The 14,326-nt window shown below is 45.4% G+C and carries 10 protein-coding genes; 5 read left to right on the plus strand and 5 right to left on the minus strand.

Annotation, left to right across the window (positions count from 1 at the left end; genetic code table 11):
- The first annotated feature begins 169 nt into the window (after positions 1–169).
- From V144x_RS23455 to mnmA, 3 genes are all read left to right on the plus strand, one after another.
- A complete protein-coding gene (locus tag V144x_RS23455) occupies positions 170–1,078 on the plus strand; it encodes an ATP-grasp domain-containing protein (protein WP_144988757.1) in 909 nt (302 codons plus the stop codon).
- 197 nt (positions 1,079–1,275) lie between these two features.
- Positions 1,276–2,283 carry a cation diffusion facilitator family transporter gene (locus V144x_RS23460; RefSeq protein WP_144988759.1) on the plus strand — a complete coding sequence of 336 codons (1,008 nt, stop codon included), beginning with the start codon at positions 1,276–1,278 and terminating at the stop codon, positions 2,281–2,283.
- Between the two features lie 133 nt (positions 2,284–2,416).
- Complete coding sequence (gene mnmA / locus V144x_RS23465; RefSeq protein WP_144988760.1) at positions 2,417–3,526, plus strand: tRNA 2-thiouridine(34) synthase MnmA; 1,110 nt, start codon at positions 2,417–2,419, stop codon at positions 3,524–3,526.
- A gap of 8 nt (positions 3,527–3,534) precedes the next feature.
- On the opposite strand, the gene V144x_RS23470 is transcribed toward mnmA, so the two are convergent.
- Complete coding sequence (locus V144x_RS23470; RefSeq protein WP_144988762.1) at positions 3,535–6,507, minus strand: MMPL family transporter; 2,973 nt, start codon at positions 6,505–6,507, stop codon at positions 3,535–3,537.
- A 617-nt stretch (positions 6,508–7,124) separates the two neighbouring features.
- On the opposite strand from V144x_RS23470, the gene V144x_RS23475 reads away from it, so the two are divergent.
- On the plus strand, positions 7,125–8,264 hold the full coding sequence (locus tag V144x_RS23475) for a hypothetical protein (protein WP_144988764.1): 1,140 nt from the start codon (positions 7,125–7,127) through the stop codon (positions 8,262–8,264).
- 126 nt (positions 8,265–8,390) lie between these two features.
- On the opposite strand, the gene V144x_RS23480 is transcribed toward V144x_RS23475, so the two are convergent.
- Both V144x_RS23480 and gltX read right to left on the minus strand, forming a co-directional pair.
- On the minus strand, positions 8,391–10,103 hold the full coding sequence (locus V144x_RS23480; protein WP_144988766.1) for a glutamine--tRNA ligase/YqeY domain fusion protein: 1,713 nt from the start codon (positions 10,101–10,103) through the stop codon (positions 8,391–8,393).
- 62 nt (positions 10,104–10,165) lie between these two features.
- Positions 10,166–11,737, minus strand: a complete 1,572-nt coding sequence (gene gltX, locus V144x_RS23485; RefSeq protein ID WP_144988768.1) for a glutamate--tRNA ligase — start codon at positions 11,735–11,737, stop codon at positions 10,166–10,168.
- Positions 11,738–11,976: 239 nt separating this feature from the next.
- On the opposite strand from gltX, the gene V144x_RS23490 reads away from it, so the two are divergent.
- Positions 11,977–12,642: a hypothetical protein gene (locus V144x_RS23490; RefSeq protein WP_144988770.1), complete on the plus strand. Its 666-nt coding sequence runs from the start codon at positions 11,977–11,979 to the stop codon at positions 12,640–12,642.
- 6 nt (positions 12,643–12,648) lie between these two features.
- Here V144x_RS23490 and V144x_RS23495 read toward each other — a convergent pair whose 3' ends face one another.
- Together V144x_RS23495 and V144x_RS23500 are read right to left on the minus strand one after the other, a co-directional pair.
- Entirely contained in the window at positions 12,649–13,023 is a 375-nt protein-coding gene (locus V144x_RS23495; protein WP_144988772.1) for a DNA polymerase ligase N-terminal domain-containing protein, read from the minus strand.
- An 11-nt stretch (positions 13,024–13,034) separates the two neighbouring features.
- Entirely contained in the window at positions 13,035–14,156 is a 1,122-nt protein-coding gene (locus V144x_RS23500) for a glycosyltransferase family 4 protein (protein WP_144988774.1), read from the minus strand.
- Positions 14,157–14,326 lie beyond the last annotated feature (170 nt).

Here is a 14,326-nt window from a genome sequence, read left to right on the forward strand (position 1 = left end):
TGTTTGAGGGACTTTTTTTATGGAACAAATTGACTTAAAGCCCTAAAAGTGAGCGTTACAAAAACTAGTGTTTCTTCAGTCACTCACTGATGTTTCAATTGATTAATTCTTTTTAAACAGTCACATACAAAATCAATACTATTCAATTCCAGAGGAACTATGTAAGGCAATGATAGGACAGACAACGGCCTCTATTCTTATATTCTTTCCACACGAACCATTCTCGGTATCCAGAGTTGACTCAGAATTTGCTTCGGAATATGAGGCGGCAAAAACAGTCGGATTCACCACTGGCTTCTATGATCATGACGTACTTGAACAAGGTGATTTAAAAACGGCACTGAAACCTTTACCATTTTCTGAGAATAAACAAAGGTTAATTCTGCGTGGCTGGATGATCCCTGGAGAAATCTATACCTCTCTTTTTGAAGCTTTACAATCGAAGGGCTATAAGCCAGAAACCACACCCGAAGCATATGAAGAAGCTCACTACATCCCACACTCATACCCACACACTAAAGAACAGACATCAAGATGCTCTTGGATTTATGGAGATAATGTAAACGCAGCATGGGAATTATATTCTGAGTTCTCAAACTCAAATGCAATAATCAAAGATTGGGTTAAGTCAGCAAAAAGCCGATGGAATGACGGATGTTTTATCCCAGCAAATACCAATGAAAAACGCTTTAGAGAAATTTATAAAGTATTTAGGGAAGAGCGGGGAAATTTGTTTAATCGTGGAATAGTCTTACGAGAATTTATGCCAATCATTGAACACGGAAAAGACATGCGAGGAATGCCTATTGTTGAAGAAACACGTCTTTTTTTCTGGAACGGAAGTCTCATAGTCCCTCCGAAACCCAGTGATCCATCGCCTTTAGATAATTGTAATCAATGGGAGCAGATCGCGAGAAAATTTAAATCGCCATTCATAACAATTGATGTTGCATATTTAACGGATGGAACTTGGAAAATTGTAGAGGTGGGTGATGGGGGAGTTTCAGGGTTACCTCTCGATCTTACTCCAGATAGATTCTATAAGTGCCTTTGGGAGCATACTAATAATCAAGTATAAATCTACCTCATTCACAGTATTATACGATATCTGTTGTCTAACATTTCTTTCTTACCGAATTGAACAGTAGCGTTAAATCTGTAAATGTATGATTTATTAGAATGATCATACTAGTGAATGGCATGCAGATTTACATTTTGCTATTTTATTTCACAATTCAACTCATAAGATCTTTTGTCATCCAGAGGTAAAAAGATATGGCGCAAAGCAATTCCCGGTTTGCGGTGGTCGCAGCAATCGTAGGTAACGCGTCGATTACTCTCGCCAAAGGAGCCACATTTCTTATTACCGGCTCGGGAGCTATGCTTTCAGAAACAATCCACTCGATTGCCGATCTCTTGAATCAGATTCTATTACTCATTGGAATAGTACGTGCTGATCAAGCCCCTGATCAACGATTTGAATATGGTTATGCGGGGGAACGATATGTATGGGCATTAATCTCCGCTGTTGGAATCTTCTTTCTGGGCTGTGGCGTGACCATCTATCACGGCGTGCAATCACTCTTTCATCCTCCGGAATTAGCGATGGGAGAAATGAACTGGGCCATCGGGGCACTGTTGTTTGCGCTTGTTATTGATGCAATCGTTTTTTACCTGGCGATCAAAGGGGAATGGAAAAACGCGGTTCGTTACAATAAACCCTTTCATAATTATCTTCGATATGAAGCTGATCCGGCTGCGGTTGCCGTCATTCTTGAAGATGGTGCTGCCTGTCTGGGTGTGATTATTGCACTCGCTGCAATCTTGCTCACTCAAATAACAGGACATCACTATTGGGACGCCATCGGTTCGATCGGCATTGGAGTTTTGTTGGGTGGGATTGCCGTCTGGCTCATCATTCGTAATCAGGAATTACTGGTTGGCCCCAGTATTCCACGTGAAGAAAAACAACAAGTCGTTCAGATTCTAAAAAATAATCCCCTGATTGACGATGTCATCGACCTCAGATCTCGCGTGCTTTCCATCGATAATTATCGAATTAAAGCAGACCTCAGTTTTAATCCTGCAGAACTGTCGAAACGACTTAAGAAAAAAGCGCTTGCCGCTTATCCAGATATAAAAAACGAACAAGAGTTCGAGAAGTTTTGTCAGAATTATACAAAGGACCTACTTGATACTCTGACGGAAGAAATCGATAAAATCGAGGAAGAGATTCAAAGGCAAATTCCCAAAGCACAGCATCTTGACCTGGAAGCCAACTGATGTCCCTGATTTCATTTGAAATCAGAAGTTTCTCAATCCTTAATCCCTGTGATCAGCTTCAGAGCCGTCTATAATAAAATATTGTCTCTGGCAGTTTTGATTCTTTAGCAAATCGAGTTGAGTTTTCTTAGATATGTCTACGCGTGTTGTATTGGCGATGAGTGGCGGGGTCGATAGTTCCGCAGCCGCCCATTTATTACTGGAGCAGGGTTACGAAGTGATCGGGCTGTTCATGCGGTCGGGTGCGACAGAAGAAACAGTCTGCGCAACGGACGATAAAAATACACTGCCCATACTCAATTCGAAACCACACAAACAAGGTTGCTGCTCGGCCAGTGACGCCGCTGATGCCCGCCGTGTCGCTGATATGCTGGACATCCCGTTTCATGCACTCAACTTTAAAGACGCCTTCGGACGTATCAAAGACTACTTCGCCGATGAATATCTTGCCGGTCGCACACCCAACCCTTGTGTCATGTGTAATAACTGGCTGAAGTTCGGCAAGCTCTGGGAGTTCGCAGAACAAGTCGGCGCTTCCTATATCTCAACCGGACACTATGCACAGTTGAATTCTGTTCCCGGAGAAAGTCAGCCGGCACTGGTACGCGGTCTCGATCGATCAAAGGATCAGTCCTACGTTCTCTTTGGTATCAATCGCGGTTTGCTCGATAAAATCATTTTCCCAGTGGGAGGATTCGTCAAACCGGAAATTCGCGAACTGGCGGGAGAAGCCGGCTTGCGAACAGCTAACAAACCAGATAGCCAGGAGATCTGTTTTATACCCGACAATGATTATTTTGGCTTTCTCAATCGCTATCGTGGTGAGCAGGAAACCGCTGGCGAAATGGTTGATACTCAGGGTAACGTCGTCGGCCACCACAATGGTTTCGAAAATTATACCATCGGCCAGCGCAAACGGCTGGGTGTTGCCTTTGGAACACCACGGTTTGTCATCAAAATTGAACCAGAATCAAAACGCGTGGTAATTGGAACGCGCGAGGATCTGGCTCGAAAAACGTTAGAAGCCAATCGTAGCAACTGGTTGATTGACAGTCCCGGTTCTGAAATACGCTGTCAGGCTCAAATCCGGTATCAGCACAAGGAAGCAGACTGCACCGTTGAAATTCTAGACGAAGATCGCTTCCGTGTTTCGTTTGATAATCCGGAATATGGTGTTGCACCAGGTCAAGCGGTGGTACTTTATGACCAGGATCGAGTGCTTGGCGGCGGCTGGATCATGTAAGCACCCAATCAAGCGGCGGCTTCCATTTCGTTGCGGTTTCGCCGCTTCTTACCATGCTTGTTTTGCCTGTCATCTCCACTATTGACGCTTACTGAATCGGTCGCTTGTTCGCGATTGGAAATCCAGGTCAAAAGAGCTGGTAAGGTGACAAGGGAAACGAACAAGCAACAGGCAACACCAATCACCAGCACCAGACCAACACTATAGAGCCCCCGATGCGTTGCGATCATCATACTTCCAAAACCGATCATGGAAGTAAGCGAAGTCAAGACGATGGCATTAATGGTACTTGGAGATGTTTTATAGGCGCCTTTTTTCATCCGATAATCATGAACGACATGCACGCCGTCATCGACGCCAATCCCTAAAATCAAGGGTAACACAATCAGATTTGCCGGATTGAGATCGATCGACATCATTGCCAGAATCCCAAACATGACAATACCACCAACGACGGGAGGCAGCATTGTCAAAAAAACGTCGTAAAGACTTTGTCGATCTAAAACAAACGCAACTCCGATGCACATCACCAAAAACATGCCTATAGCTGCTTCAATACTGATGGGCGTTCCTCGATTGAAGAGAATAAACCAGGTGCAAGTTGCAAGAACTAACGCAGGAATCATCGACATGGCAGCGTGTCGACGGCTTAAATAGTCAAACAATAAAACGATGCAAATAATAGCCAGAGCATAAACTGAAGCTGTTTTGTAACTGACCTTGATCTGCTGCGAAGCCTCATAATTTTGTAATGGCGTTCCAGTGACATCGGGGTCAACGGAGCGAACCTCTTTTACAAATTCTTCCAGCGGACCAATCTCCCAGATATGATCGCGGGGATATACCTGAATCAACCATTTCCCCTCTGCACTCACAAAGCGAGAAGTCAAAGACCGAGGAAGATCTGAAAAACGAACAGGAGCCGGGTCGGAAGCCCCTCGTAACGCTTTAAATTGACCTAACAGAGAAGCCGTTGTGCGATACTGAAATTCGTCAAGAAAACGTGATTGCTGAGACAGTGTCATCGACTCAAATCGATTCAGAAATTGATCGAGTACACGTGCCGTTGCCTGAGCTTTCGGATGGTTATAGCGAGACAAGAGCACATAAAACTGTTCCAGTTTTCGTCCAATAATGAGAGGATTCAATCTGTTAACATAGGGAACAGTATCGGGCAATTGCTCTAACTGAGCCCGAAACGATTGAACGAGCAGATTTGTCTCACGTGGCGAATGAGCGGGAACGCGCGAAGCCAGCTCTTCAACATGATGTACGGTAGGCAATGCTTCAAACTTCCTGCGGAGCGCATGGGCTTCGTCGACGCTATCTGCCACCGAAACCGCGAACAAAAGAGAATTTTGAGCATCATTAAAAATGCGTTTTTGAACTTCCACCGATTCCAGACCGGAAGCTTGCAAGTTTAGCAGGTTATAATCATAAACCACACGAGACTTCCAACCGTCGTCTGTTTTTTGCAGCATCTGAACCGCACAGAAAGCAACCACACCCAAAGAGCACAAAGCCACACTCCGTGGAAATCGGATGATAATTTTCTGTAACCATTTCCCCTGAAAGGGGGTGGGCATCTGCTTGACTTCGATATTCCGATCAGCCCGTGATAACAGTGCAGGCAAAACAATAAATGTCGCAACTGCACAGAGTAGAATTCCACCACCGGCGATGAATCCTAACTCGGCAATTCCCAGAAAAGGTGTCAACCCAGCACAGTAAAAGGCCAACGCTGTCGTCAATGCTGCAGTAACAATACCGGTTCCTACGGTACTCGATGTCTTAAGAAGTGCCGCTTCCAGATTTTCCCCATGATGACGTAGTTCGATGTAACGAGCCAGATAATGTATTCCAAAATCGATCCCGAGCCCGATCAGAATCACAGCGAAAGAAACCGAAAGGATATTTAAGTGACCAATGGTTAACGTTGTATATCCAAACGCCCACGCCATGCCTGCCGACAGCATGATCAACGCTAGGATGGGATGTCTAAAACCTCGAAACCCGATAAATAACAAGAGTCCCACACCGAGACAGGAGATGATTGATGCATTAATCATATCGGACTGTGATTTGCGCATCTCATCGTTCTCAAGTACCGGAATTCCAGTCAGGCTTATCTTTGCCTCAGGGTTTTCGGCTGCCACTTCTCCAATGATACTGCGCATTTTTTCAATCGCACTAGTCGCACCATCAAACCCGTTTTCCTGATGTACGGGGAATACTTTGAGAAATCCCATCGTCCCACTTTGGTTCAATAGATAGATCACTTCTCGTGATCGCTCGCGCATTCGTTCATTCACGGGAACAATTGAAGGCCAGGGAGACTGAAAATCACTCTGATTCGCCAGATAACGCGACATACTGTTCGATAGAATCGCAGCGTGGTTGAAGAGAGGCTCCAGATGTTCTTCGCGTTCTGCCCCACGATAGCTCGTGGATCGCGACTGAATCTGATATTTCAGTCGATCATAGAGTAAATCAACCTGTGTTAGATCCCAACGTCCACCACGATAGATCGGGCCATATTCATCCAGTCGATCTAATCCCGTCTGTAACTGCTGGGGGGTCAAATATTGTAATCCCTTCGACGGAAGATCACCGGGATCAATTTGATAGAGCGGATTTTCAAATAACTCAGGATGTTGTTCAATCCGCTTTCCCAGAACGCGTAGTACATACTTTATGGCTTCGGGAGTATCCGACTCAACGACACACACCAGGTCAGAGGAACTACCAAAACTCTCTGTATAATTGATCCATTTTTTATGAAAGGCGGCTGTGGGATCAATTAAATCAGCACGATCTGTTTTGAATTCCAAACGGAAGACCGTCAGTAACACACAACCAATGGAAATAATGAGCGCAAACGCCAGACTAAACTTAGAGTGGGTGACCACAAACTGGGTCATCGCGCACAATGTCTCGCTGAGGAATGAGCGTTCCTGATTGTCTGAAGAGAGATTGTCCACAGAACAACTTCCATGTTGCTACTTAATTGGTCTCTCATTCGATCTTAACAACCGGGCAGGAGTGAAGGGATCGAGCAAATGAGATGATTATTGTATTATGAAACGACAGATCTTATAGCAATATCCATATTGCCAGCAACAGGAATCTTATCGGTATTGAAGATGTAAGTCTATTAAAATTAAATCTTTAATACACGTTAGATAGATCCGGATAATGTCATTTCGTGAATACGGTGTTATCGAGGAGGAATCTCTGAAAAAGAAGGAATTACTTTGCCCGATAACAGGGATTTCATCGGCAATTTCGCATTCCAGAGATCAGTTTTCTCTCGTAATCCACGCAAACCTGTCTTTATTTTTTCCTCGTTCAGCAAACTCTCAAAAAGATTCAATTCCGCTAACTCTATTGAAAATCGCTAATTAAATCCATTTTTGTAAAACTCAGGCAGCACCTTATCGGCATTTTGCCGAATACGACTTGACCCCTTTTTCAAATTTTCATAAAAACCGTGCCCCATCGCAATGGTTTTGTAGCGAGCCTTAGCTATCAAACCTTGCACACTTCACATTACTCTTTCAAATACCCCTCTCAAAGACTCTCTTTGTAGGACATGCTCATGTTAAAATGCGTCATTCGTTCAATTCCCGTAGTGGGGATTACATTGTTTTCTTTGGCTGCCGGTACTGCCCAGGCTCAATGGCGGCCCTTTGACAACTGTAATACCTGTGCACCACCACCCGTAATTCAAAATTGCTGTCCCCAACCAGTGGTACAGTGTCCGATTCCGGTTACACAAACAACCTATCGACAGGTACCGGTAACAGAGTACCGCCCCGTCAATCAGACTGTGATGAGGCCGGTTACGGAAACCAAATATGTTGATCAACAGGTGACTGAGTACCGGCAGGTACTTGAGCCCAGAACCGTTGATGTGCCTTACACGTCATATCAGAATGTGACGGAGTGTCGGCAGGTTCAAAGAGACATGGGTCGCTGGGTAGCACAACGTCATTGCATCCCACGTGTGTCTCCTTGTGACTACGATAACCGCCCCAACTTAATGGGGTGGATGAATCGAACCGGTTACTCGATGAGAATGGCATTCACGCCACGATACCGTACCACTAGACACTACGTTCCTAATGTTGTGACACAAAACGTGCCTGTCACTCGTCAGGTTGCCGTGCATCAAACTCGGAAGGTGACATACAACGTCGCTAAAATGGTTCCTTATACAACGACTCGCAAAGTTGCCGTTAACTCCACACGATATGTGAAGACAACAGTCACTGCCATGAAGCCGGTCACTGTCATGCGAACGATTCCCACCACCCGTACTGCTTATGTCTATCCATCTAATGGTGGATTTGGTGGAACGGCCACAGCTTTACTTCCCACGCCTGAACCTTATACTTCAGCGGGAGCCCCCGAGCCAATTCGCCAACGATCTGCATTAAACAAAAAGAAAGATGACACATTTGATGCAAACGGCGACAAATACAAACGGGATCCTGCTTCTGATCCACGGAGATCCAGCTTAGATGATGATCCTGCGTTCCGACGTTCGTCTTATCAGGAATCAACCGAGTCGGCATTCCCTCCCACACGCCGAGCCGGTTATAAGCCGAAGTCTTCAGGAAACTCACTACCTTCAATCGTTCGTGCCAGTGGCTGGACTCGTCGTGTTCCACGCTCTGAGCAATCAGCGCCTGCTACATCCAACAGCGATTTTTCGGTAGCTCAACGAACACCATAATTCAAAGTTTGAAAACATGAGCACTTTGAAGTGCATGGGCTCACTCGTCGGATATCAATCCGACGAGTGTTTTTTTATGCGCTCTTCAGGATTGACTGTTAGTAGCTCAGAATCCCTTTGTTTTTCTCACTTCTTTTTGGGTTGGTTCTGAAGCTGCTTTTCGACCTTGGCCCAGGCATCCCGCAATGTCACAGTTCGATTGAACACCGGCTTCTCAGGTGAGGAATCCTGACGATCCACACAAAAGTATCCCAGACGTTCGAACTGAAAGCGGCTGCCCGGCTCGGCCTCTCTCAAACTTGGCTCCAGCTTGCACCCCGTTAAAACCTGCAACGAATCTGGATTGAGATTCGTTTTATAATCAACTCCTTCAGGCAAATCTTCAGGATCGGGAGTCTTGAAAAGGTGATCGTAGAGTCGGACTTCCGCATCAACGGCATGTGATTCTGAAACCCAGTGAATTGTTGCTTTAACCTTTCGACCATCGGGAGCATTTCCCCCCTTTGTCTCAGGATCGTAAGTACAACGTAATTCTATGACTTCACCTGTATCATCCTTGATCACATCGACGCAGGTCACAAAATAAGCATAACGCAATCGAACTTCTTTGCCGGGAGAAAGCCGGAAGAACTTCTTTGGTGGATCTTCCATAAAATCCTCTTTCTCAATGTAAATGACTTTTGAGAAAGGTACTTTCCGTGTTCCTGCAGATTCGTCGTTGGGATTGTTTACCGCATCCAACTCTTCGGTCGTATCCTCGGGATAATTATCAATCACCACACGTAAAGGATTCAATACTCCCATCACACGCGGAGCAACCTGATTCAAATGTTCTCGAATGGAATTCTCCAGTACGACTTTATCGGTCATTGAATTAAACTTCGTCACCCCGATCGTCTTACAAAATTCGCGTAACGATTCTGGTGTCACACCCCGACGTCGCATTCCACAGATTGTCGGCATGCGGGGATCATCCCAGCCAGAAACGTAGTTACCCTGGACCAGTTCCAATAGTTTCCGTTTACTCATGACTGTGTAAGTCATGTTTAAGCGTGCAAACTCAATTTGCTGAGGATGAAAAATTTCCAGCTCATCCAGAATCCAATCATAAAGTGGCCGATGGTCTTCAAATTCGAGTGTGCAAATGGAATGTGTGATCTTTTCGATTGAGTCTGAAATACAGTGCGTATAGTCATACATCGGATAGATACACCATTTGTCCCCCGTACGATGGTGGTGCACATGTCGCACACGATAGATCACAGGATCGCGCATATGGAAGTTTGGTGAAGCCAGATCGATTTTGGCACGTAAGACAAATTCGCCTTCCTTGAAATCACCATTTTTCATACGTTCAAAGAGTTCCAGGTTTTCTTCGACCGACCGGGAACGACCCGGACTTGGTTTACCTGGTTCAGTAGCAGTTCCTCGATATTCGCGCATTTGATCCGCGGGTAAATCGCAGGCATACGCTTTTCCTTTTTTGATCAACACAATCGCGTATTCATAAAGCTGATCGAAATAGTCAGACGCAAAATACTCACGATCCGCCCAGTCAAACCCCAGCCAGCGAACATCTTCTTTAATCGAATCGACGTATTCCACGTCCTCTTTTTCAGGATTGGTATCATCGAACCGCAGATTGCAAAGGCCACCTGGATTCTCACCGGCAATACCAAAATTGAGACAGATTGATTTGGCATGCCCGATATGCAGATAACCATTCGGTTCAGGCGGAAAACGTGTATGCACACGCCCGTCATGTTTGCCTGTTTGATTATCTTCTTCGATGATTGTCCGAATAAAATCGGTTGGTGTTTTTTCTTCGGGAGTCGACATCCCTTACTCCTTAAATGATTTCATCAATCACAGGACCAGCCTGTCTCGATTCTACTGCTTAATTACTCACTCTGACTAAGAGAAATCGCATGATCAATTCGCTGAACGCAACTTTCTTTCCCTAGAATGGCCAGACAATCAAACATTCCGATTCCCGTCCCTTTTCCACTGACGGCCACACGCAACGCATGAATAATCTGCCCCATCCCAATCCCTTCCTGTTCCACAAAGTCGTGCAACAGTTGATCTAATGCCTCCGCATTAAAGTCGCTGGCCTGAGCTAACTTTTCTTTCAGTTTTTCTAACAGAGTAACTGCTTCTGCGGATTTTTTAATTCGTTTTTTGAACGCTTTTGCATCATACACCAGTTGATCGTCGGCAACAAAAAATTCATCGAAGTCCAGAATGTCACTGGCGATTTTCAAACGATCTTCCATCCCGATAATCACATGGCTGATCCTTTGTTTGGTTTCGGGAGCACTCGCGTCTTGAACCAAACCTGCTTTTTCCAGAAAAGGACTGCAGCGCTCTACTTTTTCATCCATGGATAATTGATTCATCCAATGAGACTGAAAACTGAGCAGTTTATCCGGATCAAGGCCTGCAGCAGATTTGACAATGCGATCAAGGGTAAAGTTCTCGATAATCGTGTCCAGCGACATAATTTCGGTCTTATCGTCCAAAGACCAGCCCAATCGGGAGAGTGCATTTAAGATTGCTTCGGGAAGATAGCCAATCTTCTCATAATATTCGACCATCACAGGATCAAGGCCTCCGGCATTTTCCAGACCAATCCGTGGAAAGACAGCCTCTGCTTTATCAAACATTTTTTTGAATTGAGGGCTCTTTCGGTACTTATCGAGTTTTCGTTTACTCAGTTTTTCTTTTCCCCCCGGCGCTGCGACAAACGGAATATGAGCAAATTGCGGCAGTTGATAGCCCAATGCCTGGAAAATCAAGACCTGCACTGGTGTGTTTGAAAGATGTTCTTCCGCACGAATCACATGTGTGATCTTCATTTGTGCGTCATCAATCACGGTCGCTAAATTATAGAGAGGTGTTCCGTTCGCCCGCAGGATCACCGGGTCTGACATCAAGCCCGCGTCAAACTCAACATGACCACGCACGGCATCATCAATCTGAATCTTCTGATCCCGGGGAACCAACAAGCGTACTACGGGAGCACGTCCTTCTGCTTCGTATTGTTCTTTGTCACTTTCTGAAAGCTCCAATGAACGGCGAATATTCAGATAGTTTCGCTTTTCATTTTGAGCCGCTTCTCTGTCAGCCTGAATTTGCTCAGGTGTGTCATAACAGCGATAGGCTTTACCTTCGGCCAGTAGTTGATCAACGGCGGACCGATAAAGGTCATTTCGCTCGGACTGAAAGTAAGGTCCGTTATCGCCTCCCACTTCGGGTCCTTCATCCCAATTCAGTCCCAACCATTTAAATGCTTGTAGAATGGGATCGAGTGCTTCGGAAAGATTGCGTTCCTGATCAGTGTCGTCGATGCGAAGAATAAATTGCCCACCGTTGTGCCGTGCCCAGAGCCAGTTAAATAAAGCAGTCCGCATACCTCCAATATGCATGTAGCCTGTTGGACTAGGGGCAAAACGGGTTCGAACGGTACTCATAAAAATGCTCTTATTATTTCTCTTGGCTGCCAAAAACGAGAGGATTCCTGCAATCTCAAACGTACGATACTAGAAAGTTTCGCACGGTAATCAGGATCGGGACGACCGATCATAAAAGACCTTCGCGCGTTCGACAAGTATCTTTAAGGATTCAACTTAGCGCAATACTGCGTTTTCCGCAAATTCTCTCTCAGCGTAACGGTCTTGACGCTTCTCTCAAAGCGACCTAGCATTTCCTTATGAAACGTTTTTTACTACTTCTCTTTGTACTACTCCTCCTGTTGGGAGGAGTCACAGGAGGCCTTTATTGGTCTTCTGCTCAGGTCCCTGAATTTTATCAGGCAGCACTTCAGGCCGAATCGAAACCGGAAGTCCGGCAGCAAAAAGCCAAACAGTTCGTTCAACGTTCGATGCAACTGGTGAATGATGTACACAATCATGAACCACAATGGTCACAGGAATTTAGCGAACAACAGATTAATGCATGGCTGGCAGAAGAATTGCATCAAAAATACAACGAGTGGGTACCAAAAGGAATTTCTGATCCAAGAATCAAGTTTGGAAACGATCAGGTCGAATTGGGATTCCGTTTGTCATTGAAAAAATGGTCGGGCATCATCAGTCTGAAATTCAAGCCCTGGTTACTGGAAAAAAATCGCCTTGTTCTTGAGCTGGAAAACGCGCGGGCTGGGTTGCTCCCCATACCAATCGAAGAAGCAATCGCAGATTTGATCCAGGAAGCACGTAAGGATGGCTGGCATATTGAATGGGGGCAAAATAATGGCAACGACGCGTTAATCGTGAACCTGGATCATGGCAAAAATGAATTACCCGACTTGACGGCCTTGGAAGTTCAACCTGGTCTCTTTCGCATTGCCGGAAAAGCAGTTGCTGAAAACCAATAAACCACATTAAAAAAACGCGGTGTAATTGAACGACCACTGGTTTTCCTGTTCCGTTTTTTTGAGTGTGACCCGTCCCGCCAGTTCTTCCCCTGTCAACAATGCCACAATTAATCCATCGCTGCGTTCCAGAAGTGAAAATGTACCGCGGTCCCACTGCTGAACCTCACCACGATCTCCAGAGACTGGTCCCTCGTAATCCAGATAAACCAGCCGATGATCGGGCAGCGCTTCGGCAACCAAGTCAATCGATGATTCATCGGATGCCGGATCTATGGCTGGTAGCTCATTGAGACGCCAGGTTTTAAGCACGCCTTCTTCTTCCAACATCAGGTCCCAATGCAATTGGGGATGGTCATGGCGAAGTATGACAAATTGTCGCATAACATAGCTCTTCAGGAAATCGATTGATTGATGAGTTGATCCCAGTGCTGAAAATATTGTGTCACAGAAAACCGCCGTGTCACTTCCAGCGCATTGACAGCAAATTTCTTTCGTAGTGTTTTATCGCTCATTAAATGCTTGAGGGTATTAGCCATTTCAGAAACATTTCCCGGTGGTATCAATAACCCATCGATTCCAGAGCGAATGATCTCCGTTGGTCCACTTTCGCAATCAAAACTGATACAAGCCAATCCACGTGACATCGCCTGTAACAATGCATTAGGAAACCCTTCATATCGCGATGGAAGTACAAACAGCTTTCCCTGGTCCAGAATGAGTTCAGGATCTCCCACCCAACCCTTCAATTCGACCTGATTTTGTAATCCACGTTCATCAATAGTCGCTTGTAATGATTCACGTAACGGCCCCTCTCCTAAAATGCATAACTTCCATTCGGGAAATTCAGCCGCCAGTAAAGCAAACGCATCGATTAACAAATCAAAACCCTTTTCATAAGAAAGCCGACCCATACCAAAAATCACATTCGACTCCGGCCGTGAGTTAAGCGATCGTTCTGTGACAATTGGAACTTGTGCTGAACGAGGAATGGGAACGGCATTCGGAATGACTTCAATTTGTGAGGGTCGCATCCAGGGCTTGAAATATTCAGCAACTCCTTGAGTTTGAACAATCAATTTGATCGCTCGTGGATATGTTCGTTTTCGCAAAAATGACCACAGTCGCCCGATCGGATGATGCCGCGGGTCAGAACGTTCTGAGATTAGAACAGGCCAGTTCGCTTTTCGCGCTGCAAGCAACGTCAAAACGTTCATGCGATCAGTAAGACTGATGACAACATCGGGTCGAGACTCCGTAATCATTTCTCGCAATCGTCTGACACGCAGCCTGTTATTAAACACCGCTTGAATCAGATGATCAGAGTCCTGCATCACACCTAAAGCGTACCGCTGGACTGATTCTGAAAACGTAAACGTATCAGTTTTCGCAGAATCCAAGGTAATGAGAGTGACTGAATCCCCGATGTGCGCCCAGTGGTTTGCCATCATGGTGGCAACACCTTCTGCACCGCCGAAGCTGAGAGAAGGAACCGTAATCGTCAGTCTTCGACACAAAGTATTCGATGCCCTTCATGTAAGCTGTTGTCAGAATAAGAGATACAACAGCGAAATATGTACACGGTCCACGGAATTAAGCGTATCGGATCTGAGTTAGATCGGCAAGGGGGATACGTTCCAGCGAAACTTTCTCTTTAAAATTTGATCTACACCATCATTCAGAAATC

It is taken from the genome of Gimesia aquarii (assembly GCF_007748195.1).
Classification (GTDB): domain Bacteria; phylum Planctomycetota; class Planctomycetia; order Planctomycetales; family Planctomycetaceae; genus Gimesia; species Gimesia aquarii.